Below are 23,507 nucleotides of genomic sequence, written 5' to 3' on the forward strand. Positions count from 1 at the left end.
TCTGGGCAGGTCAAGCCGAAAAGCGTGGCTTGACCTGCCCAGACCCGACCTGATCGGAGACGCCCCAGGCTCAGCGAAGGACGACACCAACACCCACCGCCCTTCGCATGGCCCGTGCTCCGAAAAGAACTCCGCGACCTCCGGCCGCGCGCGGGGGGCGCTGCCCCACCGGACCCCCCGCCCCTCGCCGGGGAGGCAGGCTTGCAAAGGCCGGGCAAAAAAAGCAAGAGCAAAAACAAAAGAAGAAAGAGAAAAACACCACACCCTCAGACCCTCGCGACACGCCGAATATAAAACGTTAGAAAGCTAGAATAGTTACATGAGCAAAACGGAGCAGGACCAGAAGAAAGCCCCCACCGAAGCCGAGCTGTGCGCGGCCATCTTCGGCACGGGCGGCGACCCGCTGCCCGAGCACGCCAAGCACATGCAAGACGGCTGGCACGCCGGTTTCATCGCAGGTTACCGCCGTGTCAAGGGGCACGCGCAGGACCAGGACGCGCAGCACGACGCCGCCATCAACGGCGGATTGAACGGCCTCGAGCGCATCGGGTGCTTCGAATGTCTCGAATTCATGGCCCGCAAATTCGGCCGCACCTATTGCGCATAAATCCACCATTCATCAACCCGCACGAAACGGAGCAAATAAATGATCACCAACGCCGAGAACATCACCCTTCCCGAGCACCTCGCGGCCGTGCCCGCGCTGCTGGGCTACATGCCTGCCGACATGATCGCCGTGGTTTTCCTGCGCGCCGGTCGCGTCAGCATGGTTGTCGACGTCGAGCTCGAGCAGGGCCGCGCCGGAATCTCCCACCACCTCGCGCGCCTCGCGCGCCATCACCACATGGACAGCGTGCGCATTCTCGTCATCGCCAGCACCCGCACCGCCGGGGCCGCCCTGCGCATGGCCGACGCCATCGCCGAGCGACAGGAGTTCTTCGGCATCACCGTGGGCGGCTACGCCTACACCCACCAGCTCGCGCGCGGAGCCTCCTACACCGACCAGCTGCGCCAGATCGACGGCATCATTCCCGACCCGGCCGCGACCGCTGCCGCCGTGGCCGCCGTCATCGACGGACACATCATCCTGCCCGGCCGCGCCGACTACGCCGCCAGCTTCCTCGAGCGCCCCGAGCCCAGCTACATGCAGTTCATCGCCGCCGACCGCGACGCCGCTCACCCCGGATTCAACGCCGCCACGCTCGGACGCCTCGCCCGCACTATCGCCGCCAACGCGCAGCCCAGCACCGACCTCGCCGCCCGCACCGCCGTACTCTCCCTGCACCGCGACGCCCGCAACGCCCTGTTCGGCCTGGCACTCATCGACACCCGCGCCGCCGCCCAGCTCTACACCAGCATCGGCAACACGCTGCGCGGCCACCAGCGCGCGCACATGCTGGCCGTGGCCGCCGTCCTCTACTACCTGACCGGCCAGGGCATCGCCTCCTACGAGGCCACCAACCACGCCGACGACGCCGCCCGCGCCGCCCGCCGCGCCCTCATCGACGCCGACGCCGATCCGATCGGCCAGACCCCCGAACTTGTCCGGGTGATGCAGACCGCCCACGCCCATGCCATCCCCGTCGACTTGGTCCGCAACATCCTTGCCGCCGGGCAGATCGCCGCCGCCAAATTCGGCATCGAGACCCCCGGATTCGACACCGAATAGCGAGCCTCGCGGCGAAACACTCGCCACAAAAACGTAAGAAACGTAAGAAATCAGTAACGGGCGAGAGGGGCTGGTACCGGGAGACCGGTACCAGCCACGAACCCGGTTCTTTGACAACTCCACAGTGCACGCCGCGAATATGCGACCCCCGCGACCAGACTCCCGCCCACGCGGGCCGCCCAGCACGATCCGGGCGGACTGGCCGCAGGTCACCGGGCCACCGAGGTCCGGAACAAGCCCCCGGGGCCGCAGCCCCGGGCCACCGCGCGCGGCCCCGCCCGAACCAATCGGAGGGGAATCCCGCGCGTATTTCGAACACCGAAGAAAGGCAATCCAATGGCGAATTACACCCCGTGCCCCGGCACTGGAAAGCCGCCGAAAGACATCGTGTTCTATCCGTCGCAGCGAGAAGGGCTCGGCTATTCCCAGGCCAAGACCTTCGGTCATTGCTCGGTATGCGGATACACGGTCGGCGCGAAAGGAAACGCGAAATCGACCCTGAAAGTCCCCCGGCACAAGCAGCGCGAGAACTGAAACAGGCAGGAGCCCCCGTCATGGAAACCATCCTCATCGACAACGTCCCCGACCTCATCGCCTCACTGCCCGCCCAGCTCTACGGCGAGGACATCCCCGCCCGCGCGCTGGTCACGTTGCTAGTGCGCCGGATGCCCGAAGGACATTGGAGCGTCGAGCACATCCAGGCCACCGCGTTGAGTTTCTGCGCGTGCTGCACCGTCACCGGCGAAATCGACCCGTGGGAAGTGATCGGCCCGCACATGGGAACCGGCGTCGTCGCCGTCGTCATCGATGACGAGGCAGACGGCGGCGGAGACAGCGGCCAGGAGCACGGCGAGCTACTCGACAAGCTCGCGAGCGCGCTGGGCCGCTTGGGCGTGACGCTCGAAGCGAGCTACGCCGCCCGCGCCACCGCGCCCGGTCACCCCGTCTGGTCGCTGGACACCGAGGAGTTCGCCGGGCACGTGCCGTTGGCCCCGCCCGGCCCGGACGGCCACCGCTACGCGCTGGCCGCCGACATCGTCGCCCAGCCGGAAAACAGCCTCGCCCGCCTCGCCACCAACTGACCACCCCATCACCGGAAAAGGAACTACCGCAATGGAATTCGAAATCACCGCCCTCGCCGCCCGCAGCGAACGCGGACTATTCGGGACCATGCTCAACGGCTACGAAGCCACCGTGGTCGACAGCGAGGGCAACACCTACGGTGTCTCGCAGCTCGAGCACGAATCCCCGCAATGGGGAGTGGATTCGGCATTCAGCAAGAACGGGTACCCCTACTTCAGCAACGGATTCGGTTGCCGCGTGGTGAAAGTCCGCGCCATCGCCGACGAGATCGCCCAAGCCCTCAACACCCGCCGCGACAAACTCGCCGCCGAGATCGCCGCCGCCGAAGCCAAGGCGAAGGCCGAGGCCGAGGCCAGCCCCGCCGCCCAGTAACCCAAACCCCTGATCACACGGCAAAGGCTCCCAGCTGGGTCCTGACCAGCTGGGAGCCTTTGCCGCCCACTCTAGGAGACGACACCCGCAATGACCACCACCCGCCCCCACATCATCGACACCGCCGCCGGGCTGGTAGCCGAACTCGCCACCATCTGCGACCGCGACATCCCCGCCCGCGCGCTGGTTCTGCTGCTGGTCCGGCCGATCGCCACCGGTCACTACCTCATCGACAGCACGCAATGCCTCGCCGCCGTCGACGGCGAGGACATCCGCAGCGTCGGTTACACCGATCACGAAGCGTGGGCATTCACCACCAGCCAAACCGCCTACAACGTCGTCGCCGTCGTCGTCGACGCCGCCGCCGAAGGCCCCCGCCAAAACTTCCGTTGGCACAGCAACGTGATCGAGAAGGCCGCCGCCCTGCTGGCCGAGCGAAACACCTATTTCGACGCCATGTACGCCGCCACCGGCACCGCCCCCGGTAGCCCCGTGTGGTCGCTGGACACCGCCGCCTCGCTGGGCGAAGTCCCGCCGATCCTGCCCGTGCCCGACGAGACCCGCTGGGCACTGTCGCGCACCGTCACCGTCATGCCGCCGTTCTGACCGGCCGCCGCCCGCGTGCCCGAGGCCCACCGGCCCCGGCCCGCACCACCCAGCGAAAACCCCACTCACACACCGACAAACGCCCCGGCATGTATCAGGCATGCCGGGGCGTTTGCCGTCCCACTCTAGGAGACAACCGCAATGACCACCACCAAGACCAAGACCCCGGCCGAACTCACCGCCGAGGCCGAAGCCGCTTTCGAGCCGGTCGCCCTGTCCGAGGAGGCCGCCGCCGACCTGCGCGCCCGCATCGCCGCCAGCAAGACCGGCTGCGTGCTGCACGAGATCGACCCCCGCCACGTCGATGTACGCGGCAACGTCCGCAACCGTCAGGACGGCCCCGACGAGGACGACACCGAGGAGCCGCCCAAGATCGACGCCGAGTACGTCGAATCGGTCAAAGAACGCCTGTTGCAAGTGCCGTCCGCGTACCTGCTGCCCAACAACACATTTCGGGTCGGCGACGGGCAGCGCCGCACGCTGGCCGCCCGCGCGGCCGGACTCGAAACGATCGAGTACGTCGTCGAGCTTCCCGACGACAGCGAGGCCATGCAGCGCGCCGCCGAGCTGGTCGGTGGCGTCAAGGCCAACAACGAGCGCCAGGCCCTCACCGACGCGCACGTCTACCACGCCCAAGAGCAACTCGCCGGACTCGACCTGCCCGCCAAGACCAAGGCGAAAGCCCTGCGGGACTTGGGAATCCGCGCCAAGGACGCCAAGGTGATCAACACCTTGCGCGGAGCCGGAAAGGCTCGCCAAACCGCCATCAGCGGCGAACTCGATTTGATCCAGGCCGCCGACGCCCGCGAATTCGAGGACGACCCGGTAGCGATGCAACGGCTCATCAATGCCGCCAGCTGGGATCGCTTCCCCAGCGAACTCGCCGTATTGCGCGAGCAGCGCCGCGTGAAAGCCATCCTCGAGGAGGCCGCAGCCCCGTACGCGCGGCGCGGATTCCGCATCCTGCCCGCGCGCCCTACTCGAGCGAACAGGAAAAGCTGTACGTCCCGATCGCCCAGTTGCACACCCCCGAGGGCAACGAGGTCACCGAGGCCGACATAGCCGCCTCTCAGTGGGCGGTCCACCTCGAACTCAGCGAACGCACCGAACACGTCGAGACCGGCGAGCCGGTGGCCGAATCGCAGATCGACCAGGACACCTACAGCCACCCCGACCGCCCAGCCGCAGACGACATGTACCACGCCGAGCAGGTACGCACCGCCGAATACGCCGCCGTCAGCTACTACTGCCTTGACGTCAAGCGGGCCGGTCTGCGCAAGGTCAAGGCAGCCGCCGCCAGCGGTTCGAGTACCGAACTCAGTGGCAAGGCCGTCGGCATCCTCAACAAGCAAGCCAAGCTCGAAACCCTCGCCCGCCGAACATTCGTCGGCGAATGGCTTTCGCGCACCCCGCGCAACGTCCAGGTGTGGCGCGCCAGCCTCGAAGCCGCCGCGCCGGAGATCTTCAGCGAGAACGCCGCCCGCGTCACCGGGTGCGCGTTGCTCGACATCACCACCGCCAAGCTCACCAGCGGCAAAGCGTTCGAGGGTGCCAGCCTCGCCCGCGCCCAAATGATCGCGATCGGTCTGGGCATGGGAGCCATCGAGGCACGGATGCACCCGCACGAGGATCTCCCCCGCTACTGGCGCATCGCCGCACCACAGGCGAATTCCACCTACGTCGTGGACATGACCCTGTCGCGGCCCTACCTGCGCCAGCTCATCGCCCTTGGACATGCCCCCCGGCATCGTCGAGCGGCTCACGCTCGCAGAGATCACCCCCGCCCAGGCACTCGAAGCCATCGCCACCGGCACCCCGGCCGCCGACATCCCGGCCGCCGCCGACGACGACCACCAGGCCGCCGCCGACCCGGCCGAGGACGACGCCGAGGACCCGGCCGACGCCGAAGACGCCGACGACCCGGCCGAGTAGCCCCGCACACCCCGGGGGCCGCGCCACCACGCGCGGCCCCCGGCCCCGGCATCCCCAAACACCCACCCAGACAAGGAAACCCATGCCCACCAACCGCCACACCGCCGACACCGAACCCGTACAGCGATACGCCCACGTCGACCAGCTACACCCCCGAGTCCGCGAAGCCATGATTCGCCTTGTCACCGACCGCTGGGACCCCGAAGTCACCGAATACAACAAGCTCCCCGCCGACAGCGACGAACGCGACGGACACCTCGCCCAACACGTGAACGTCCTGCACAACTTCCTGAGCCACCACAGCCCCATCCGCCACTAACCCCGCGCACGGCCCCGCCCCGGCACGGCCCCGCCCCGGCACACCCCCGGGCCGGGGCAGCGCAGCCGGGCAACGGAACTCCGCTGCGCTCCGTGCTGTCCCGTTTTCCGCGGGCAGCTTCCAGCCCCGCACGTCCGGGCAGCCAGCGCCGACCACGCACACCACCACACCCATACGCCACCACCCGCGCACGCGCGGGCAGCGCGCCCACGGCGCGCGGGCCCCACCCGTACCCCGAGAAAGGCCACACCACGCCCATCAACCTCGCCACCCTGCCCCGCCGCCCCGCCGACCGACTCGGCACCGGATGGCAGCCCGTGCAATACACCGTGTTCGGCGACAATCACGCCCTCACCGCCCGCATCCAAGGCCCCGCCCCACCAATAGCTCATCCTCGATACCGCCATCCACCGCAACGCACCGGCACCCACCGGCTCCGCCTCGAACTCCCCCACGAACTGCGCGTGCGCCGCCGCACCCACCCCAACCAGATCAGCGCCCCCTCACCATCCGACTCGAGCGCCTCGCCACCCGCGCTCACCGCGAACTGCTCACCCTCGCCCCCGGCGACCCCGAGCACGCCGAACACACCAGCGACGTACCCGCCGCCCCCACCCAAACCACCACCGGCGCAACCGAATACGCCGCCACGATCAGCGACCGACTCGACGGCGAAACCATCGCCACCATGGCGCTGGTCAAACCCGACCCCGCCACCGGCGCATTCGACATCGACATCGACACCGCGGACTACGTCTACGACCGCAACCGCAACACCTGGACCCCCTGCACCCGCCTACACCTCGCCCACGGCCCCGCCACCGACACCGACACCGTCATCACCGCCCTGTCCGAGCTCATCGCCGCCCAGCACGACAGCGAGCCCCAGCCATGACGCAGACCAGAATTCCCGGACAAGGACACAACCATGGTCAAACTCGCGCCAGACCCGTACACCTGGGTATTCCGATGCATCGACTGCGGCCGCAAAGGCACCCGCGATTTCTGGCCCAACCTCGAAGAGGACCGCAAGCGATGGCTCAAGAAAGAAGCCCGCTGGTGCGTCGCCCTCCAGGGCTATCGCATCGTCTGCCGATGGGACGACCCATGCCGACGCCGCCAAAAAGCCAACCAACGCAAACAAGCCGCCGCCGAAGCCAAACAGCGCGCCGAAGCCCCCGCAGCCGGACTCACCCCGCCCACCGATACACCCGCCGATCTCGACGCCGTCGCCACCGCACCCGCCACACCCCGCCGCCGGCACAGGCGGCGGCCGCACAACCACCACCCCGAACAACTCGGCATCTGGTACCAGCGGCGTCCGCGTTCCCGCCTGCCACACGAAAAACCCGCCACCACAACATGGTTCACGCGGGCACTACGCCGGTGCCCGCGTACCCGACCACCCCGTAGGGACCCGGCAATGACCATCACCTACCTCAACGCTCGCGTGGGTGCCATTCCGTTGTCCTCTATTCAGTTGTGGCTATTCAGTTGTGGCCTCGCGGTGCCGTGGGATCTGACATCTCGTGCCATCACCGCGAAAGGGCATTGCCTTTTCGTTCAGGGGCCTGGATCGTCCACAGCAGACCGAAGGTCAGATGGCCTCGCGTTGCCGAATTCGAAAGCCGCCGATGACGAATCCCCACCAGTGGTTGCCCGCACAGATACCGCAGCCCCCACCACCTGGGGTGCAACCGGCGATGGCCCCAGCACCGCAGGTACTGGTGACCATCGCCGATATCACGGTTTTCCCAGGGGTGATAGTCACTCCCTCTGGGCAGATGCCACTACGGGGCGCGATATGGACGGCCTCCGACAACTCGCATGAGCAGAAGAGGATCCCCGGAGCGGTGATCGCGCTGGCGATCCTTCTGATCCCGTTCACCTGCGGTTTCAGCCTGCTGTTGTTGACGGTGACCCAAACCAGCATTTCCGGCTACATCGAGGTCACCGTCGCCAACGCGGGACGATTCCACCAAACGATGTTTCCCGTGAACAGCCGAGGAGCCTTCGCGGAGGTCATGTCCCGTGTCGCGTACGCACGCTCGGTGAGTTTCTGAGCTACCGCCACCGACTGGTGTAGGTGGCGGCACGTTGCTGCTGATACAGCTGCACCCGCTGGAATCCCTGCTCGACATCGGCGGCGTGGACGTTGATCGTGGTCGAGTTGTCCATGCCACCGCGTGAGATCCCCGCCCCCACAAGACCCTTCGCGGGAATGGCCCGCCGCAGCGTCAGCGCCTGCGAACACGTGTTGTCGGAGTTGATCGCATGCAGCAGCAACCTGTGCCGATCCGCAGCCCGCGCATCAACCACGAACTCCCCCGTCCGAGAGCATCGCCGGGATCATGTCCCCGATGGACGACCCGTCGCCAGCCACGTCACCACCGGCGGCGTACCAGCACGGGGTGTGGGAGTTCCATGCGCCTGCCGCTACGGCCGTTGATCCGCAACGCGCCGACACCACATGGCAGGTCTGCGGATCCTTCGCCGACTTCGGCGAACTCACCACCTACCTCCGCGAATCCAAGAACTCCCGCGCCCGCAAACGCATCATCGAAGCAACCATGACCGAACAACGAGAACCCGGCCTACACCGATACCAGTACACCACGATCTGGGAAGGCACCCACCTACCCAAAGGCATGGGCGCGAGCTTCACTGTCGAAGACGCCGAATACCCCCGCGACTACGACACCACCCGCTAGAACCCGCCAGCAGCGCGGGCCGCACCCCGAACGTCAGGCCCGCGCGCTGCTCGGCGGCAACGCCACCGTGAACCGCACACCCGAACCCACCGGCAGCTCCGGCATGAAACGCTCACCGGCCACCACCGCCGCGACATCACCCGCGCTCACCGGCGCGTACACCGCCAACAGCTTCGCCACCTCACGCTCCACGCTCGACACATCCGCCACGACCAACTCCCATCCCTGCCCAACACTACCCAGCATTCTCACCCATACCAGCAGCCCAAACCCACGCCAACCAACACACCCACCCACACGCCGACGCGGCCGCCGAACCCAGCACCCACCCCCAAAAACCATCAGAGCTACCGCGACACCGAGCCCTCCCACACCCAGCGCAGCTCCCGCAGGCTCACCACCCAGCCAACATGCGCCGAAGGCGGCCGCGCCCCAGCCGGCCAGCCCGCCCCGTAGCCCCTCACCATCCGCGGCCTGACGGCCGCGCGTCGCCCGGACCCACGGACTCGGTGTCGTCCTTCGCCGAGCCCACCAGGGGCTATCACCGCAGGCGAGGGGACCACAAGCCGAAAAGCGTGGCTTGCACTCCCCTCACCTGCGGTGATCGAGTCGCCCCAGGCTCGGCGAAGGACGACACCGAGGCACCCGTCCGGCCCGTGCTCCGGATCCCCCGCGTCCTGGCGGCCGCGCACGGGGGCGCCGCCCCCGAAAACCCCCGCCCCTCGCCGGGGAGGCAGGCTTGCAAAGGCCGGGCAAAAAACGCAAGACCAAAACCAAAAGAAAAAGAGAGACAATAGCCACGCCCCGGAAACCGCCGAAAAGCCGAATAGAAAACGTAAGAAAGCTAGAATAGTTACATGAGCAACGGAGAGAACGGAACTCCCGACATGACCCAGACCGCGCCCTCCGCCCGCCTCGCCGCGCACCTTCCTACCGACGCCGCGTCCGACACCGTGGCCGCCCTGCTCGCCTACGCCCGACTCGGCGAATTCGGCTTCCCCGCCGACCTCACCACCAGCATCAGCGGCTACCGCGCCGACATGCAGGAACGCGTACAGGCCCTCGCCGAACAGCTCACCGGCGACGGGCTCGCCGGGTTCGAGCTGCGCATCATCGCCGGTCTCTGGGCCAACACCGCGCCCCCGGCCACCGCTCCCACCGCCGAGCAGATCGACGCCCTGCGCGCCGAATTCGGGATCTAGACCACCCCTCGCCCGCCTCGCCCCGGGCGGGCACCCCAGCGGCGAAAGGAACACGAAATGACCAGCGCCATTATCAAAGGCAACATAGCCCGCACTTCCGGAATTCAGGAATTCGAAGAGGACGGCAATAAGTCCCTGTACGTGACCGTCATCGACAACCACGACCGCAGCGACGGAAACGGCGGCTACACCCCCGCAGGCAAAACCGTCTACGACGTGTCATTCCGCAACGGCATGGCCCAACGTGTCCGCGACAGCTTCAAAGTCGGCCACACCGTGCTCATCGAGGCCGAGAACGTCCGCGCCAGCCTCACCACCGCCAACAGCGAAACCAACCCCGTCATGAAGGCCCGCGGAATCGACATCGGCCGCTCACCCCGCCTCGCCGCATTCAAGTAACCGGCCAAGCCCGCCACCATCACACCCACCAGGAAGGCCCCCGGCCATGACCGCGCGAACCCTGTTCCGCATCACCGACATTCACGAAATCCCGGTACACCTCGCACGCGAATCCGCCGACCTGCTGCGCCTCACCATCAAGCCCCCGAGCCGACAGCAGCACGTACGCCTCACCCACGCCCACGCCGCCCAGCTCGCCGCCGCCCTCAGCGGCGCACCCCACCGGCCCGGCCGACTGACCGAACTCCGCGACGTCGACGGCGACGACATCGGGGCCACCCGCGAGCCCGAAGGCCCGATCAGGCTCGCATTCTTCCGCGAGGACGCCGACGAATTCGCCGAATTCACCGACACCGACGCCGCCGAGCTCGCCGCCGCCCTCGCGGCCGCCGCCGGCGTCCCCGACATCATCCCCACGCCCAAGGACGCAGACGAATTCGCCGAGTCCGGCATGCCGCCCCGCCGCATCCTCGCCCGCGTCGTCGACCGATTGGGAGACGGAGACGCCGTCACCATCGCCGAAGAACTCGACACCGGCGCGCTCATCGTCGCCATCACCTACGGCGACCGCGACGGCTTCGCCCCGTGGGTCCAGATCAGCGACGAATCCGCCGCGCGCATCGCCGCCGCCCTCACCCGCCGCCAGCCCCGCAACCGCTGACACCCCACCGGAAGGAACACCCGTCATGTCCGAACTCATCGCCCGCCGCGCCCCCGAAGGCCACCCCAAGCACACCGGCCCCATCATCGTGATTCACACCGTCGAGGGACTCGGAACCGACATCGAAACCTGGGAAATCATCGAGCACATCGACTACAGCGACACCACCGCAGCGCAGGCCCTCATCGAGTACGGCTACACCCCGGTAGGCGAATGGGCACCCGAGGCCGAGCCCGGCACCGTCGAACGGCTGCACCTCACCCGCACCCCGCGCTACCGCACCCCGGCCCGCATCGAAACCGCCACTCGCGAAGGCATCGGCCCGCGCCCGCTCGACAACACCCCCGCAGCGTTCCACCGCTACCTCGATAAGCGCGTCGAGTTCTGCGTCGAGGCCGCCGAAAACACCATCGAGTCCGCGCAAATGGTGCTGGCCACCGGCGGAACCGCCGACCACGTCCGCGACCTGCGCGACGAAGCCGCGGAATTCTTCGCCGAGGCCCGCCACATCGACGCCATGCGCGTCAAACCCGTTCTGTCCTAACCCCCTTCCCGACCGCCGCGCGCGGGCCGGGCACGTGCTGAGTGTCCGACCCGCGCGAACGCCACCCCAACCCAGCCATGCCACACGAAAGGCGCTCCCGCCCATGACAACCCAGCCCCACCCGCCCTACAGCTTCGGCCGCCCGGACCGGCACGGCCGGTATCCCGTCTACCTCGGCGATACCCCTGCCGGACACGTCTACCGCTACGAGGGCACCTGGTGGGCCGTCACCCTCACCGGCCGTCCCAGCGCCGACCACCACACCCGTGCCGATGCCGCCGCCACCCTCACCACCGACGACGCCACGACGCCCACTCCCACACCATCACAACCCATTCGCGAAGGACAGCCGCACACCATGACCGCCAAGACCTCCGGGCCCGACCGCCGCGCCCTGCACCTGCTCGACGTCCACCGGCCCGAGGCCGAGCTACTCGCACAGCTCGCCGGTGTCGACACCGTCCGCATCGTCAGCACCGGCGGCGGCTGCGAGGCCATCGAGATCGAAGCGGGCCCACTCATGGACCCCACCGGCACCCTCTACCTGCTCGTCACCAGCAACAACAGCAACGGACTCGCCGAACGCCGCGACGAGATCACCGCATGGACCGTCGCCATCTTCGACAACCCCGAATGCACCGGCGAGCCTCTCAGCTACAGCGAACGCCCCGCCAGCTTCGCCGCCGCCTACACCCACGCGTGGCACGCCCTCTACACCGACCGGCCCGGCCTCTACGCCGCCGCCTCACGTCGAGCCCGCTACATCCGCGACGCCGCCCGCGAACTCGCCAGAAGACGCAAGGCCAACGGGTCGACTCCATTGTCATAAAACGTAAGAAATGAGAGAATTTAGATACAAATAGTGACGATCCAGGAGGACCGGAACCATGGGAAAGCGCCGCAGCTACAGCGAAGCCGAACGAGCAGAACGCGCCGCCGCCGACGCCGAGATTCGCGACCAGGCAGACGCACTGCTGTCCGACCCCGCCGCAGTCGCGGCGCTCATCGCCAAACTCAGCCGCTGCACCGCCCCGAAGATGCTGCGCTACAGCCTGCGCAACTGCGCGATGCTCGAAAAGCAGGGCGAGGAGCGCGGCATGGACGTAACCGACGTCGAGAACTTCCGCGGATGGCAGATGCGCGGCCGCGTGGTCCGCCGAGGCGAACGCGCCTTGCGTATCGTCGCGCCACGCGGCACCGAAGAAGCAAAGAAGGACCGAGACAGCGACGCGCACAGCGAAACCGGATGGATCGAACCGGGCACCACCTCCAGCACGCAGTCCGCCGACGGCGACAGTGGGACCGAGACCAAGACCCGCTTTCGCATGACGCCGGTTTTCGACATCTCCCAAACCGACGGCATCGAGGATCTCGACGGCGACCCGGTCACCGTCGAGCCCGTCGCCGATCCGGCCGCCGCCCTCGCCGCCTCACTGGTCGAACAGCTCGAGCGCTACGGCTACCAAGTTTCCACCGGCGACACCGCCGCAGTCGACCACGCCGCCCGCGCCATCACCACCGGCCCCGGCGAGCAGGCCCAGCAGCTCGCCCAGGCCCTCGCCGCCGTGCTCACCCTGCCCCCGGCCGAGCGCCCGCAGCACCAGCCCACCGCCCGCGGGGCCACCCGGCCCGAGTCGCAGCCGGCCGACCCCTCACGGATCAGGCTCGAACTGGGCAAGTACGCCGACATTCACGCCACCATTCGCACCGACTACGCCACCGGCCGCACGTTCTACACCGTCACCGGTCCCCGGGTCAGCGGCACATTCACCGTCGTTCCCCAGCGCCCGGCCGACAGCGACAGCGTGCGCGTACTCGGTGTCGAGTACGGCGAGGAGAACCGACCCCACTCATTCGACAGCTACCACCGCAACGACCGGCCGACCGTCAACGGTATCGACCTTGTCGGCGGATCCGCCGGTTTCAGCATCGACCGCATCGACGACATCGACGGCAACCGCTTGCACTGCCGCCGCCCACTCGGGCCCAGACACGACGAAGACGCCCCGCCCCGCACCAAAGACCGCGCCGCCGCCCTCGTGCGCGCCATCTTCCGCCACTACATGACCCGCGACGACCTGCCCGAGCTGCACCGCGCGGCCGCCGCCGTCGAAGCCCGCTACCTGCGCGCACAGCAGAACCGCAGCGCCGCGCAGCTCGCCGAGCAAATCGCGAAGCTCCAGGCCGAGCGCGACGAGCACCAGGCCAACGCCGACCGCTACGACGCCATCGCCACCGACACCGAGCAACTCACCCTCATCTAGCCGCCGCCCGCCGTCGATAGCCCGGCCACCCGTGCGGAATCAATCGTAAGAAACGATAGATATTAGTTACGGGTGGCAGGGCCGGAAGGACCCACTATGTCCAGCCAGCCCCACAGCCGCCGCCGCGCCGACAACACAACCGCCGCACAGCCAACCCGCGACCTGCGGCCGGTTCCGGACCCCGATCCGGTCGAACAAGTTTACGCGGCCATTCACGAGCACCAGGCCGCCCAGATGCTCGCCGAGGTAGACCCCGAAAACACTTTCATCGAAGCACTGTTGAACACCAGCACCGCTGAAGCCGCCGACGTCCTGCAAATCGTCACCGTCGACGACCTCGCCGCGCACATGCCGCGCGTCATCCTCACCGCCATAACCGAACTCGTCCACCGCGGCCGCCAGCCGACACCCGCAGAAGTCGCCGGCCACGCACGCGGCCCGCTCAACATCGCCCCCCAGCCCTCGCACCGCTCGATCGTGCTCTACCTCGCGAAGGTCTACACCTCGCGCGTCAAGTCCGACCCGTGGGCCGCCGCCGCCCGAGTCATCGAGGACAGCTACCGCCGCAGCTTCGCCGAGTTCGGCGCACGCATCGAACAGATGGCCGACCACTTCGCGCCCATCGAAGATCTCGAACAACTCACCGGCACCGCCGTAAGACAATGGCGCAACATGCGCGAACGAGTCCGCCAAGCCAACGCCCGCTCAGGCGCCCGCACCGCATAGCAGACCCGCGACGGCCCACGGTCGCCCTGGCAACGGAATTCCGCTGCGTTCCATGCTGTGTCTTCTCGGCGGATCGGTCCCAGCCACCGCCGGCCGCCCGCCCGACTCACCCAACGCACCGCCAGACTCGCACAACGCTTCCAGCGCAACCAGCCTTACCCAGTGGCGAGCCAACGGAGTTGGCGCGGCAGCCCGACAAACGCAACCACCGCCCGGCCGCACACGCCCTCGCAACGCGCATCGCCATCACGATCAGCGAACCGGCGGACCCGGATACGCTGAAGAAATCCGGGCCGACCCGAGCACGGACGGGACGAACGTTGCGCCGCGACAGTCGAACACTGCGGCCGGGAGGGACGCGAAACCCTTATGCCCGACCTCATCGAGCCAGATCACCAGCCACACGCCGAGATCGCCCCAACGAACCACGGACAGCTCGCCACCACCACGCCCGAGCGCGATGTCTACGACGCCATCGCCGAACACCTCGAGACACAAGCCGCTGCCGTATTCGACCCGGAAAACAATCTGGCCGCAGCTCTGCTGAGCTTGCCCGCCGCCCAAGCCGCCGCCGTGCTCGACTACGTCCAGGACGACGACCTGCAAGGACACATGCCGCGCGTGATCGTCGGCCTGATTCGCCAGTTGACCGCAGCCGGATCCGACCCGACACCGCAAGCCGTCGCGGCTCGCGCCCGCGGACCCATCACCGCTACGCCCCGCCCCTCGCATCAATCCATCGTGCTGTATCTGTCGACCATCTACACCACGCGACTTCCGCTCACAGCATGGGCAGACGCCACGCAAGTCGTCGAGGACAGCTACCGCCGCAGCTTCGCCGAGCACGGCGCACGCATGGAACAGATGGCCGACACCTACGCGACGATCGAAGATCTTGAGCGGGTCACCGGCGACGCGGTGCGGCTCTGGCGCAAGATGCGTTCGCGCCTCGCGCAACTACAGGCCCATACTCGGACATGAATTCGAGCACCCCAACACAACGAGCGCGGGCCCGGTCGCCGATGGCGACCGGGCCCGCGCGCGTTCTTGCTCTAGGCCATTGCAGATTGCTGGGCGGCGGGAGACTCGCCTGCCACCGCCTCTTCGGCGACAGCAGGCGCAGCCGGGGCCGCACCCTCCTTTTTCGCCGATGCATCAGCCTTAGCGGCCTTGCCGCTTGCGACCCTGCGCCGTGCGCTCTGCGCCGCCGGTTTGATGCCGTCGACCAGCAGGCCCAGAGCCTTCAACTCTTCCTCGCCGAAATGCTTGAGCGCCGCGGCGAAGTTCTTGCGGTAATCCTCCGTTGCGGCCTTCAGTTGGTCACGCGAGCCAGCAAGCGCCCGCCCTGCTGCAATCTTCTGCTCCGCCTGTTGGCGGATCGCAGCCTCCAGCTCATCGAGATCAGACATGCCCATCATCGTAGGCCGATGCGGCGCTCCGCACCGCCTATTCGCGCGCGCTCCGCACGCGTATAGCAGACCGCCTTGCGTGCCGCTTCAAAACCCCAGATCCCAGCCCCGCACCGCTCGTCCCTACGCTCCCCGCGTGAGAGCAAGTTATGGACTTAGACATGCTAAGTGAGGTCGGCGATTGCGCCGCCGATCCGGTCATGCTGCACTGAACACCGGTGGAATGACCGTGAGCACCGTGGCCGGTGCGAACTAGAGAGGGGGTGGGAGCGGTGCCCCACGAGCAGACCCCTACACCACCGGAGCCCCGCGCGGTGCGTATGCTCACCAAGTCCCGCAGCCGCAACGCCGCTCGCGCCGAACGTCGCAAGCGCACCGCCAACGACCCGACGGGACCGCGCACGAAGAAGGTCGAAATCAAGCTCTCCGACGAAGAGCACGCGGAAGTTCTTGAGCTCGCGGCAATCGCAGACGTCCGGCCACCGCGCCTGTTCCGCGAAGCCCTGTTCGCGGAGGAGATTCCCGTATCGCCCGACGAGTTCCGCGAACTGGTCCACGAGCTGTTCCGAACTCAGACTGCGCTGCGCGCGCTCGGCAATAGTCTCAACCAGATCGCCACGTCCGTGAACTCGACCGGCGAACTCGGTGAGCTTGCCTGGGAGTTAGGGCACCTACTCACCGGGATCCGCACCTACTCCGACCGCGCGGGCGCAGCGATCGACGCAGTGGTGACTCGCTGGTGATTCCCAAGGTGACACGCGGCGCGGAAATGAGTGGCCTCATGGCCTACCTGGTCGGGCCCGGCGACGAGAACCAACACCAGAATCCGCACATCGTGGCCGGACACGCTTCGGTGCTCGATCTCGGATTCGGCGGCGAACTCACCGTCGGCCAGGCGCGCGCTATCGCACGCGAGATCGACGCGCCGCGCCGCGCGTTCGGCACAGTGGTGACAGTTCCCAACTACCTGCGCGACGCCGGGGGCCGGACCATCATCGACGCCGAAGGCCGACCCGTGGTGAACCCGCTCCAGCCAAAGAGGGACGGCAACGTGTGGCACTGCTCGCTGAGCCTGCACGCCGACGAGGGCCAGTTGCCCGATGAGAAATGGGCCGCCATCGCGCGGGAGTTCATGGATCTGGTGGAGTTTTCCGGCGACCAGGCCGGGCGCGCAGATGCTCGGTGGGTCGCGATCCGGCACGGCCTGTCCGCGAGCGGGAACGACCACATCCACATTGCCGCCAGCGCCGTTCGCGAAGACGGCACCCGGGTCAATACCTACCGGGATTTCGCTCGTACACAGGACGCCTGCAAACAGCTCGAACAGAAGTACGGTCTGCGAATGGTGCTCGGACGCCACGACGGCCGCACCACTCGCGGCTATCACCTCGCCCAGGTGTACGCCGCTGCCCGCGCCGCGGGCATTCCTCGAGGGGAGGCCAAGCAAGCCATGCGCACCACCACCATCGAACCCGACCGCGACACCATCGAACGCATCGTGCGCGCCTCGCTCGCCGCGTCGCGCGGCGAGGCCGAGTTCGTGCGCACGCTGCGGAGCCAAGGCGTGTTGTTTCGCCGCTCCCGCGATCCGCGTACCGACGAGATCCGTGGTTGGTGCGTCGGTTTGCGGCCGCCGACCGGAGGACGCGGCGGCAGCAGTGGCCGGCGGAGGCCGCCCATCATGCCCGGCGGCGGGTCGATCGCGTCTGACCTCACCCTGCCCCGGTTGCGCCACCAATGGGACGACAACGTCGAAGAACGCGCCGCCGCTGAGCAGGCATGGGCCGAAGCAGAAGATGCTCTGGCCCGCTACCTGCGCGGGGACGAATCCGCGATTCCCGCGCGCCCGCAAACGCTGCCCGCGGCTGTGCGGCGCGTGGCGCCGCCGTCGCGGCGCGACATCAACGCCGCCATCGGTGAACTCGAACGGTGGGCAAACACGTTCACCTCGGTTCCCGTGCATGACACTGTGGCGTTCGCAGCCGCCGCGCGCCACGCTGCCGGAGTTCTGTCCGCCTGGTCGTTGGCATACGAGGCCAAGCCGGGGATCATGGCGCGCGCCGCGCGCACCTTGAGCATGTACGCGCATCTGCCCGCGCACCAGGACGCGCCGTTGCCGCAATGGCAGCGCCGCAACACCGCGAGCGGGTGGGCGGTGATCCTGCTCGCCTCCCGCCAGCACGCCAATCCGACGCTCGCGAATCTCGCGGTGCTGCACCAGATCGGCCGCACTGTCGACGCTATTTCGCGTGCTGCGTTCACCGCGGGCGAGGTGGCCCGCGCGCGTCAGCTCGCCGCGCTCTCTGCCGGTGAGCTGACCCAGATTCACCGCCAGTTCGCTTCGGTCGGCGCCCAGAGCACCGCCACGGCCGCGCCCGCTCGCCGCACCGACGATGCGGCCCAGATCGCGCGGGCCGCGTTCGGTGAGTCCAGCGACGCAATCGATTTCGAGATGCCCGACGGCGACATTCCCTCACGCGGCCGCAGCACCGGCGACTGCGTCCAAGGCCGCGAAGGTATCGACCCGACCCGCTTCGGATGGATGCGCCGCACCACCGGGCCGGTCACCCCGGACGCCGAACCGACCCCAGACCCGTACCAGCACAGCGACGACACCACCGCCGCGGAGACCGACCGCACGACCGGGCCGACGCGCGACCGTGAACGCGACAGCGATCGGCATCGCCAGCCGCCCCAGACGCCCGACCGCGACCGGAACGACCGGGACGACCGGCAGCGGTAAGGGGTCGCGCGCCGCACGCGTGACCGGCCCCCGGGTGTCAGACCTCTAGGTCGAAGCTCAACTGCCCTGAGGCCGCGGCCGCACGGCGCAGCGCCGTGGCCGGGCTATCCGGGTGCAGGTACAAGGCCCGCACCTGCGGGGAGTCGACATAGGTTTGACCCATCCGCGCCGCGACCTCCGCCGCTGACAAGTCTTCGGCGTACAGGCGCGTTTTGACCGTCGCGCGCAACATCCACGGTGTCAGCCCGTCGATACTGGCGTCTTGGCCGATCTCCCCGACGATGTATTCGAGGCTTTGATCGGCTTGGATCCGGCCGTGCCGGGTCAGGGTCACGAACAGCGGACCCGACTTCGCTCGACGCTGCCCGAGCAGCGTCGCGCGCGCGGTGCGCCACCCCAGCAGCACCCAGGTACTCGCCTGCGTCAGCTCTACCCAGCGTTGCTGACCATCGGGGCGAGTCAGCAGCAGCCGGCCACCCCGTGCGGACAGCTGCGCATCGTCGACATTCAGGCGCCGTATCTCCGAAGGGCGCGGACCGACGTCGAGCCACGACACCATCAGTGCGTAGTCGCGCGCCGAGCGGGCCGCCGCCGCATCCAATACCCGGGACTGCTCGTCGCCGGACAGCGTCGGCGGCCGCGCCCGATCAACCGCGCTCGAATCCACGCATACCGGCCCCAATCCGAGCCATTCGTACAACGCACGGATCGCGGCCAAGGTGACCTTGCGGGTAGCCACTGTGGTCGTCGACGGGTAGTCGAGTGCCGCGTCATCACGTGCCGCGGAATCGGTCAACGCCTCCGGATGCGTATCGACGCGAATCAGCCACTTCAGGATGCCGCGGGCCCGCTTGTGATAGGTCGTCTGCGTCGCCGGGGCGAAGCCCTGCCCCGCCGGGTACAGCCGGAACGGGTTGCGCATCGCGCCCTCGAGCGCCGCCGGACCACCGAGGGGCAGTCGCGCCAGATCGGCACCGGTCAGCCGCACCGCCTCCACAGATTCCCACCTCCAAAGCCGTTCGTAACCACCAACAATCGCAGACGACACCGACAAACTTGAGCCTCGAGTTACCCCCGGCAACAGCGCCGAACGCCGGGGGTAACTCAAGCAATTCGCACGATCAACCGCAGCACACCGAGCGGCGGCCGCCACCACGTCGATCGCGGTTCGCCGCATCGCTGCCGCCAGCTCCTACGCTGACGATTGACGCTCTCCGCACCGGGCGCAGCGGACTACGGCCGGAAGAGGATTCGATGGGATCGCCGAACTATTCGAAGGCGCTCTACATCCGAATCGACGCGCTGCGCGCTCAGCTACGTCCAGCCATGCGGGAAATCGGCGCGCTCGACCGCGAGTACTCGGCGCTCGACATCGCGCCTGACGGCATGCCCGATCTCCCGCCGGAGTTACTGGCCCCCAAGGAAGTTCGCCGCCTGCTCGAGGAAGCCAATTCCGGGCTGCTGCGCGTGCTCGAGATCCTCGAAGACGCCCGGGACAACGCCGTGCTGATCACCGATCCAAACCAGTCCGATGAGGACCGGTGTCGCGCACCAGCGTCCCCGTGAAGCCGCCCTAGGCTCACCGATGTGCCCAGTGGATTCGACGTCGCACAACATGAACCGCCCGGCTACCGGCCCGACGCCGGCGCGCTGGTCGCGATGCTCGCCGACCGCCCCGCCGTCGTGCAACTCGCGCAGTGTTTCCGCGGATTTGGCCGCGATCGGATTCGCGTGCACGGTTCTCGATCGCGAGTTCGTTCCGCGCCCGCTGGAGTGCCTGCCGATCGCCGAGAAATGCGCGAACGTCTGGCTGCGGATCATCGACGTCATCGGCCCAGAACTCCACTCGCGGTACAAGTTCGACCGCCAGCAGGTCGCCAACCAACTCGCCGATCCGCAGCTGACCTTTCACGGCCCGGACCTCTCCGGCTGCGTCCACGAGATCCTGCGACTGATCGCACGTATCCGGCCGGTCGCCTCCGGCCTCATCGTCGACGAGAGCGCGCTACCGCAGGTGCGTCACGCCGCCCAGACAGCGGCGGACAAAACCGAGTTCATCGCGCGGCAGTTCGCCTAGTGCGCGTGCTCGAAGTCGCCCGCATCGGCGACAGCGGCCGCCAGGCGCTCGAAGACCGCAGTCAAGTCCCCGATCACCGCCTCCAGCCCTGCGAGCGCGCGGAGCCCGGCCGCGTCGCGCGCGTGCTCGGAGAGGATGGTGGCGTAATCGCCGTTGCCGCACCACTTACCCAAATCCATTGCAGCCGACATGGCTTCGTTTCTCGCCTGTTCGAGCTGCTGGGCGATGGCGCGGCGCTCGCTCTGGTCGCTCATGCGTTCTCCCCTGGTCTGTCGGTGCACGACCCGACTATCGTCCCGCGACGGCCGGAATAGGTCCAGTTCGGCGACATCGCGGGGGTCGAGAGCCGCTATCGTACCGGTCAAAATATTGACCGGTCAAATAATTGACTGCATACTGGCGCCATGCCGAAGGACGTCACTCGATCCGGGGGAGACCCGCTGAAGGACGCCATTCGATTCTGGGAAGACTCGGCCGGCATGGTCTATCTCAGCCGCGGTGACGACCCCCGAGCATGGCCGCTCGGTGAACTCACCTACCGGCACCTGGGCGAGGCCGAGCACCTCGCCCAGCAATGGCACCGCGGGGAATGGACACCGCCCGCCGACCAGAGCGTCAGCCGCGACCGAGCCGGGCTGACGCGCATCGCGACATGGACACCGCGTGGAGGTCTATGGACCACGGCCGAGGAAAGCGACGACGCGCCCCGGCCCGGTACGTGGGGAAGCCTGCTGCTCGGTACCTACATCGACGCCAGCCTCGAAAACGCCTTCGACGACAAAGACGCCACCGACGACGCCACCTATCGAGCCATGCTCGAAAGCCACATCCAAGGCCTGAGCCGCAACGAAATCGCCCGCCGCGCAGAACGATTCTGGTCCCGGCCGGTCACCCTCGAACTCATCACCGCCGCCGAGAACCGCGCCCACCTCGAAGCCCGCCTAGCCGCCATCGGCCTGCGTATCCACGTCCCCACCCGCACCGGCGGCAGCCCCCCGGCCGACCCCTGTGGCGACATCGAAATCGGGATCCGCCGCAAAGACCGCGCGCTGACGTGCTCGGTCTGGCCTACCGACACCAACGATCGTCGCCGCACTGCCGAACAAGCCGTGTCACTGCTCTACGACCTGGGCCACACCCTGAACGTAGGCACGAACTCCGCCACCGCGGTCGAGGCCATCGAACACCTCACCGCCGGACAGACTCTCACCATTCGATGATCTTCGGATCCTCGTAAGCGCCTGCCGCTGAACCGAGCTCGCAGAGCAGCCGTCTGCGCGGAAACGGAGCTTCCTGGCGCGGCTACCGGGCGACAATCGGAAGCGTGGGCCAGCGATCTCGACCTCGCCGGTGCCCCATCTGCCGGACCGCACTCCCCCGCGACGCCCATTCGCGGCGCCGCTACTGCTCTGCGGCTTGCGTCGCCCGCGCCTACCGGGCTCGCAAACGATTCGGCGCGACATATCAGCAGATACTCGACGCTGGGCAACGTCTCGTCGCCGGTGACGATCCCGAAATCGGCATCATCTGCCCAGGCTGCGGCTGGTGGATCTACCCCGGCGGCCGCGACCTGCGCGCCGACGCCCGCCACTGCTCACCTACCTGCCGCCAGCGCGACTACCGCCGCCGACGCAGCGAAAAAAGTTCGTGATCATGACGCACAGCCGTGACACTGTCACGCCTGCCGTCATCTTCCCCGCCGAGCCTGTCGGACCCCTCACCCACACTGGCCCAAACCTGATCCGACCCGGCCCCCTTCGGCGCCGGAACCCGAAGGGGGAAAACAGATGTCGGCTCGCGCCTGGGTGGAACGCGCGATCGTCCCTGACACCACCACGCCCACGACCAAGCGCAAAGTCGCGCTGCACGTCTACCTACCCGACGACGAATACCGAGCCCAGCGCTGGCTACGGCGAGTCCTCGGGTCGCGGGTGAAACTCACCCGGGTTCAACACCGGGGCGTGCAGGTCTGGCAGCTCAGTCCTGCCCATCTGATTCCGTTGGCCGGGGCACTCGCCGACTCCTACGGCGTGGTCAAGATCCGCCTCGAGATCCTGGCAGAGGTCGACCGATGCGACACCAAATGCCGCGACGCGAAAGCCACCTCGGTCTGGGAATGCGTATGTTCCTGCGCCGGTGAGCATCACGGCGGATACGGCATCCGCAGCGACTGGTACCAGACCGGCCGCAGCACCCTCAAACGATACGACAAAACCCAGATCGACCAACTGATCGTCTCCGCCGGGCTGATCCCGGTACGCCAGCACGTACCCCGACCCGCGCCGATCCCCAAACCCGCCCCGGTGCAACCGCCCCGCCCGCGCCCGCGGCCCACCTTGCCCCCGCAGCAACTCCCCGCGACACCGCCGATCCCCGCGCCGGCGCCGGTCGCCGATGTTCGCCCGCCCGCACCGATCCCGCTGCAACGCCCGGTGCCCGCCGCCGCCTATTCCACCGACACGAGACACGCGCCCGGCGACAGCTGGACGAGCCACCGGTACACACCGCCAGAGACACCCACCCTGGCGCGGAATCGCCGCGGGAGCGGCGTGGGCATGGCTCTCGCCGTCGCAGCAGCCGGGATTGCGGCCGTCGTGGTCGGTATCTCCGCCGTGCCCCACCATCCGGCCGCCCATCCCACCAGAACAAGCCAGGTCGGTATCCCGGAACCTGTTACCCAGCCTCAACAAGAGCCGTCCACCGACGCACCGACAACCCACCAGTTCCCGCCCGGCTGCTACCCCCTGCAACAGGGTTGCTGACGCGCCGCGGGCACGGCGAGCAGTTGCC

32 protein-coding genes are annotated in these 23,507 nt (G+C 68.0%); 27 read left to right on the plus strand and 5 right to left on the minus strand.

Annotation, left to right across the window (positions count from 1 at the left end; genetic code table 11):
* Positions 1 to 319 precede the first annotated feature (319 nt).
* The 12 genes from ABZV44_RS27880 to ABZV44_RS27935 all read left to right on the plus strand — a co-directional run bounded on the left by ABZV44_RS27880 (position 320) and on the right by ABZV44_RS27935 (position 8,044).
* Positions 320 to 607, plus strand: a complete 288-nt coding sequence (locus ABZV44_RS27880) for a hypothetical protein (RefSeq protein WP_354842257.1) — start codon at positions 320 to 322, stop codon at positions 605 to 607.
* A 39-nt stretch (positions 608 to 646) separates the two neighbouring features.
* Entirely contained in the window at positions 647 to 1,669 is a 1,023-nt protein-coding gene (locus ABZV44_RS27885; protein WP_354842259.1) for a DUF4192 family protein, read from the plus strand.
* Between the two features lie 336 nt (positions 1,670 to 2,005).
* Entirely contained in the window at positions 2,006 to 2,203 is a 198-nt protein-coding gene (locus tag ABZV44_RS27890) for a hypothetical protein (protein ID WP_354842262.1), read from the plus strand.
* A gap of 20 nt (positions 2,204 to 2,223) precedes the next feature.
* Positions 2,224 to 2,751 carry a DUF4192 family protein gene (locus ABZV44_RS27895; RefSeq protein WP_354842265.1) on the plus strand — a complete coding sequence of 176 codons (528 nt, stop codon included), beginning with the start codon at positions 2,224 to 2,226 and terminating at the stop codon, positions 2,749 to 2,751.
* Positions 2,752 to 2,782: 31 nt separating this feature from the next.
* Complete coding sequence (locus ABZV44_RS27900) at positions 2,783 to 3,124, plus strand: hypothetical protein (RefSeq protein ID WP_354842268.1); 342 nt, start codon at positions 2,783 to 2,785, stop codon at positions 3,122 to 3,124.
* A 90-nt stretch (positions 3,125 to 3,214) separates the two neighbouring features.
* Complete coding sequence (locus tag ABZV44_RS27905) at positions 3,215 to 3,730, plus strand: hypothetical protein (protein WP_354842271.1); 516 nt, start codon at positions 3,215 to 3,217, stop codon at positions 3,728 to 3,730.
* 141 nt (positions 3,731 to 3,871) lie between these two features.
* Positions 3,872 to 4,792 (plus strand): hypothetical protein, encoded by a 921-nt coding sequence (locus ABZV44_RS27910; RefSeq protein WP_354842273.1) that lies wholly within the window; start codon positions 3,872 to 3,874, stop codon positions 4,790 to 4,792.
* 666 nt (positions 4,793 to 5,458) lie between these two features.
* Positions 5,459 to 5,662, plus strand: coding sequence for a hypothetical protein (locus ABZV44_RS27915; RefSeq protein ID WP_354842276.1), 204 nt, complete (start codon positions 5,459 to 5,461; stop codon positions 5,660 to 5,662).
* 82 nt (positions 5,663 to 5,744) lie between these two features.
* The gene (locus ABZV44_RS27920) at positions 5,745 to 5,981 is read left to right on the plus strand and encodes a hypothetical protein (RefSeq protein ID WP_354842279.1); all 237 of its coding nucleotides are present in this window, start codon (positions 5,745 to 5,747) and stop codon (positions 5,979 to 5,981) included.
* Between the two features lie 688 nt (positions 5,982 to 6,669).
* Positions 6,670 to 6,876 (plus strand): hypothetical protein, encoded by a 207-nt coding sequence (locus ABZV44_RS27925; protein ID WP_354842282.1) that lies wholly within the window; start codon positions 6,670 to 6,672, stop codon positions 6,874 to 6,876.
* Between the two features lie 33 nt (positions 6,877 to 6,909).
* A complete protein-coding gene (locus ABZV44_RS27930; RefSeq protein ID WP_354842284.1) occupies positions 6,910 to 7,812 on the plus strand; it encodes a hypothetical protein in 903 nt (300 codons plus the stop codon).
* Between the two features lie 22 nt (positions 7,813 to 7,834).
* Complete coding sequence (locus ABZV44_RS27935) at positions 7,835 to 8,044, plus strand: hypothetical protein (RefSeq protein ID WP_354842287.1); 210 nt, start codon at positions 7,835 to 7,837, stop codon at positions 8,042 to 8,044.
* Between the two features lies 1 nt (position 8,045).
* Here ABZV44_RS27935 and ABZV44_RS27940 read toward each other — a convergent pair whose 3' ends face one another.
* Entirely contained in the window at positions 8,046 to 8,300 is a 255-nt protein-coding gene (locus ABZV44_RS27940) for a hypothetical protein (protein WP_354842290.1), read from the minus strand.
* A gap of 41 nt (positions 8,301 to 8,341) precedes the next feature.
* On the opposite strand from ABZV44_RS27940, the gene ABZV44_RS27945 reads away from it, so the two are divergent.
* Entirely contained in the window at positions 8,342 to 8,692 is a 351-nt protein-coding gene (locus tag ABZV44_RS27945) for a hypothetical protein (protein WP_354842293.1), read from the plus strand.
* Positions 8,693 to 8,725: 33 nt separating this feature from the next.
* Here the strand turns inward: ABZV44_RS27945 and ABZV44_RS27950 are convergent, their stop codons facing one another.
* Positions 8,726 to 8,902: a hypothetical protein gene (locus ABZV44_RS27950; protein ID WP_354842296.1), complete on the minus strand. Its 177-nt coding sequence runs from the start codon at positions 8,900 to 8,902 to the stop codon at positions 8,726 to 8,728.
* Between the two features lie 647 nt (positions 8,903 to 9,549).
* Here ABZV44_RS27950 and ABZV44_RS27955 point away from each other — a divergent pair.
* The 8 genes from ABZV44_RS27955 to ABZV44_RS27990 all read left to right on the plus strand — a co-directional run bounded on the left by ABZV44_RS27955 (position 9,550) and on the right by ABZV44_RS27990 (position 15,469).
* On the plus strand, positions 9,550 to 9,894 hold the full coding sequence (locus ABZV44_RS27955; protein ID WP_354842299.1) for a hypothetical protein: 345 nt from the start codon (positions 9,550 to 9,552) through the stop codon (positions 9,892 to 9,894).
* Positions 9,895 to 9,951: 57 nt separating this feature from the next.
* Positions 9,952 to 10,293 (plus strand): hypothetical protein, encoded by a 342-nt coding sequence (locus ABZV44_RS27960; RefSeq protein WP_354842302.1) that lies wholly within the window; start codon positions 9,952 to 9,954, stop codon positions 10,291 to 10,293.
* 46 nt (positions 10,294 to 10,339) lie between these two features.
* Positions 10,340 to 10,954, plus strand: coding sequence for a hypothetical protein (locus ABZV44_RS27965; protein ID WP_354842305.1), 615 nt, complete (start codon positions 10,340 to 10,342; stop codon positions 10,952 to 10,954).
* Between the two features lie 25 nt (positions 10,955 to 10,979).
* Positions 10,980 to 11,498: a hypothetical protein gene (locus ABZV44_RS27970; RefSeq protein WP_354842307.1), complete on the plus strand. Its 519-nt coding sequence runs from the start codon at positions 10,980 to 10,982 to the stop codon at positions 11,496 to 11,498.
* Between the two features lie 103 nt (positions 11,499 to 11,601).
* A complete protein-coding gene (locus tag ABZV44_RS27975) occupies positions 11,602 to 12,327 on the plus strand; it encodes a hypothetical protein (protein WP_354842310.1) in 726 nt (241 codons plus the stop codon).
* Between the two features lie 58 nt (positions 12,328 to 12,385).
* A complete protein-coding gene (locus ABZV44_RS27980; RefSeq protein WP_354842313.1) occupies positions 12,386 to 13,762 on the plus strand; it encodes an ArdC-like ssDNA-binding domain-containing protein in 1,377 nt (458 codons plus the stop codon).
* 96 nt (positions 13,763 to 13,858) lie between these two features.
* Entirely contained in the window at positions 13,859 to 14,488 is a 630-nt protein-coding gene (locus tag ABZV44_RS27985; RefSeq protein ID WP_354842316.1) for a hypothetical protein, read from the plus strand.
* Between the two features lie 369 nt (positions 14,489 to 14,857).
* On the plus strand, positions 14,858 to 15,469 hold the full coding sequence (locus ABZV44_RS27990; RefSeq protein ID WP_354842318.1) for a hypothetical protein: 612 nt from the start codon (positions 14,858 to 14,860) through the stop codon (positions 15,467 to 15,469).
* Between the two features lie 71 nt (positions 15,470 to 15,540).
* Here ABZV44_RS27990 and ABZV44_RS27995 read toward each other — a convergent pair whose 3' ends face one another.
* The gene (locus ABZV44_RS27995) at positions 15,541 to 15,897 is read right to left on the minus strand and encodes a hypothetical protein (RefSeq protein WP_354842321.1); all 357 of its coding nucleotides are present in this window, start codon (positions 15,895 to 15,897) and stop codon (positions 15,541 to 15,543) included.
* A 320-nt stretch (positions 15,898 to 16,217) separates the two neighbouring features.
* On the opposite strand from ABZV44_RS27995, the gene ABZV44_RS28000 reads away from it, so the two are divergent.
* Both ABZV44_RS28000 and ABZV44_RS28005 read left to right on the plus strand, forming a co-directional pair.
* A complete protein-coding gene (locus ABZV44_RS28000) occupies positions 16,218 to 16,640 on the plus strand; it encodes a hypothetical protein (RefSeq protein ID WP_354842324.1) in 423 nt (140 codons plus the stop codon).
* 110 nt (positions 16,641 to 16,750) lie between these two features.
* Positions 16,751 to 18,640 carry a hypothetical protein gene (locus ABZV44_RS28005; protein WP_354842327.1) on the plus strand — a complete coding sequence of 630 codons (1,890 nt, stop codon included), beginning with the start codon at positions 16,751 to 16,753 and terminating at the stop codon, positions 18,638 to 18,640.
* Between the two features lie 37 nt (positions 18,641 to 18,677).
* Here ABZV44_RS28005 and ABZV44_RS28010 read toward each other — a convergent pair whose 3' ends face one another.
* Positions 18,678 to 19,637, minus strand: coding sequence for a tyrosine-type recombinase/integrase (locus ABZV44_RS28010; RefSeq protein ID WP_354842330.1), 960 nt, complete (start codon positions 19,635 to 19,637; stop codon positions 18,678 to 18,680).
* A gap of 257 nt (positions 19,638 to 19,894) precedes the next feature.
* Between ABZV44_RS28010 and ABZV44_RS28015 the strand changes: the two genes are divergently transcribed.
* Complete coding sequence (locus ABZV44_RS28015; RefSeq protein ID WP_354842332.1) at positions 19,895 to 20,206, plus strand: hypothetical protein; 312 nt, start codon at positions 19,895 to 19,897, stop codon at positions 20,204 to 20,206.
* Between the two features lie 49 nt (positions 20,207 to 20,255).
* Positions 20,256 to 20,717, plus strand: coding sequence for a hypothetical protein (locus tag ABZV44_RS28020; protein WP_354842335.1), 462 nt, complete (start codon positions 20,256 to 20,258; stop codon positions 20,715 to 20,717).
* On the opposite strand, the gene ABZV44_RS28025 is transcribed toward ABZV44_RS28020, so the two are convergent.
* The gene (locus ABZV44_RS28025) at positions 20,714 to 20,971 is read right to left on the minus strand and encodes a hypothetical protein (RefSeq protein WP_354842337.1); all 258 of its coding nucleotides are present in this window, start codon (positions 20,969 to 20,971) and stop codon (positions 20,714 to 20,716) included. The genes ABZV44_RS28020 and ABZV44_RS28025 overlap by 4 nt on opposite strands.
* Before the next feature lie 150 nt (positions 20,972 to 21,121).
* Here ABZV44_RS28025 and ABZV44_RS28030 point away from each other — a divergent pair, with 150 nt between their 5' ends.
* On the plus strand, positions 21,122 to 21,937 hold the full coding sequence (locus ABZV44_RS28030) for a hypothetical protein (protein WP_354842340.1): 816 nt from the start codon (positions 21,122 to 21,124) through the stop codon (positions 21,935 to 21,937).
* A gap of 567 nt (positions 21,938 to 22,504) precedes the next feature.
* Positions 22,505 to 23,479, plus strand: a complete 975-nt coding sequence (locus ABZV44_RS28035) for a hypothetical protein (protein WP_354842342.1) — start codon at positions 22,505 to 22,507, stop codon at positions 23,477 to 23,479.
* Positions 23,480 to 23,507 lie beyond the last annotated feature (28 nt).

Origin of the sequence: Nocardia sp. NPDC004860, from assembly GCF_040609015.1 — a bacterium.
Classification (GTDB): Bacteria; Actinomycetota; Actinomycetes; order Mycobacteriales; family Mycobacteriaceae; genus Nocardia.

Coding starts and splice junctions, on each gene's coding strand:
- ABZV44_RS28025 (WP_354842337.1), bottom strand. CDS start 20,971: ATGAGCGACCAGAGCGAGCGCCGCGCCATCGCCCAGCAGCTCGAACAG.
- ABZV44_RS27990 (WP_354842318.1), top strand. CDS start 14,858: ATGCCCGACCTCATCGAGCCAGATCACCAGCCACACGCCGAGATCGCC.
- ABZV44_RS27975 (WP_354842310.1), top strand. CDS start 11,602: ATGACAACCCAGCCCCACCCGCCCTACAGCTTCGGCCGCCCGGACCGG.
- ABZV44_RS27910 (WP_354842273.1), top strand. CDS start 3,872: ATGACCACCACCAAGACCAAGACCCCGGCCGAACTCACCGCCGAGGCC.
- ABZV44_RS28035 (WP_354842342.1), top strand. CDS start 22,505: ATGTCGGCTCGCGCCTGGGTGGAACGCGCGATCGTCCCTGACACCACC.
- ABZV44_RS27890 (WP_354842262.1), top strand. CDS start 2,006: ATGGCGAATTACACCCCGTGCCCCGGCACTGGAAAGCCGCCGAAAGAC.
- ABZV44_RS28015 (WP_354842332.1), top strand. CDS start 19,895: ATGGGATCGCCGAACTATTCGAAGGCGCTCTACATCCGAATCGACGCG.
- ABZV44_RS27930 (WP_354842284.1), top strand. CDS start 6,910: ATGGTCAAACTCGCGCCAGACCCGTACACCTGGGTATTCCGATGCATC.
- ABZV44_RS27960 (WP_354842302.1), top strand. CDS start 9,952: ATGACCAGCGCCATTATCAAAGGCAACATAGCCCGCACTTCCGGAATT.
- ABZV44_RS27965 (WP_354842305.1), top strand. CDS start 10,340: ATGACCGCGCGAACCCTGTTCCGCATCACCGACATTCACGAAATCCCG.
- ABZV44_RS27980 (WP_354842313.1), top strand. CDS start 12,386: ATGGGAAAGCGCCGCAGCTACAGCGAAGCCGAACGAGCAGAACGCGCC.
- ABZV44_RS27985 (WP_354842316.1), top strand. CDS start 13,859: ATGTCCAGCCAGCCCCACAGCCGCCGCCGCGCCGACAACACAACCGCC.
- ABZV44_RS27945 (WP_354842293.1), top strand. CDS start 8,342: ATGGACGACCCGTCGCCAGCCACGTCACCACCGGCGGCGTACCAGCAC.
- ABZV44_RS27880 (WP_354842257.1), top strand. CDS start 320: ATGAGCAAAACGGAGCAGGACCAGAAGAAAGCCCCCACCGAAGCCGAG.
- ABZV44_RS27970 (WP_354842307.1), top strand. CDS start 10,980: ATGTCCGAACTCATCGCCCGCCGCGCCCCCGAAGGCCACCCCAAGCAC.
- ABZV44_RS28030 (WP_354842340.1), top strand. CDS start 21,122: ATGCCGAAGGACGTCACTCGATCCGGGGGAGACCCGCTGAAGGACGCC.
- ABZV44_RS28020 (WP_354842335.1), top strand. CDS start 20,256: ATGAACCGCCCGGCTACCGGCCCGACGCCGGCGCGCTGGTCGCGATGC.
- ABZV44_RS27900 (WP_354842268.1), top strand. CDS start 2,783: ATGGAATTCGAAATCACCGCCCTCGCCGCCCGCAGCGAACGCGGACTA.
- ABZV44_RS27895 (WP_354842265.1), top strand. CDS start 2,224: ATGGAAACCATCCTCATCGACAACGTCCCCGACCTCATCGCCTCACTG.
- ABZV44_RS27925 (WP_354842282.1), top strand. CDS start 6,670: ATGGCGCTGGTCAAACCCGACCCCGCCACCGGCGCATTCGACATCGAC.
- ABZV44_RS27995 (WP_354842321.1), bottom strand. CDS start 15,897: ATGTCTGATCTCGATGAGCTGGAGGCTGCGATCCGCCAACAGGCGGAG.
- ABZV44_RS28000 (WP_354842324.1), top strand. CDS start 16,218: ATGCTCACCAAGTCCCGCAGCCGCAACGCCGCTCGCGCCGAACGTCGC.
- ABZV44_RS27955 (WP_354842299.1), top strand. CDS start 9,550: ATGAGCAACGGAGAGAACGGAACTCCCGACATGACCCAGACCGCGCCC.
- ABZV44_RS27920 (WP_354842279.1), top strand. CDS start 5,745: ATGCCCACCAACCGCCACACCGCCGACACCGAACCCGTACAGCGATAC.
- ABZV44_RS27905 (WP_354842271.1), top strand. CDS start 3,215: ATGACCACCACCCGCCCCCACATCATCGACACCGCCGCCGGGCTGGTA.
- ABZV44_RS27885 (WP_354842259.1), top strand. CDS start 647: ATGATCACCAACGCCGAGAACATCACCCTTCCCGAGCACCTCGCGGCC.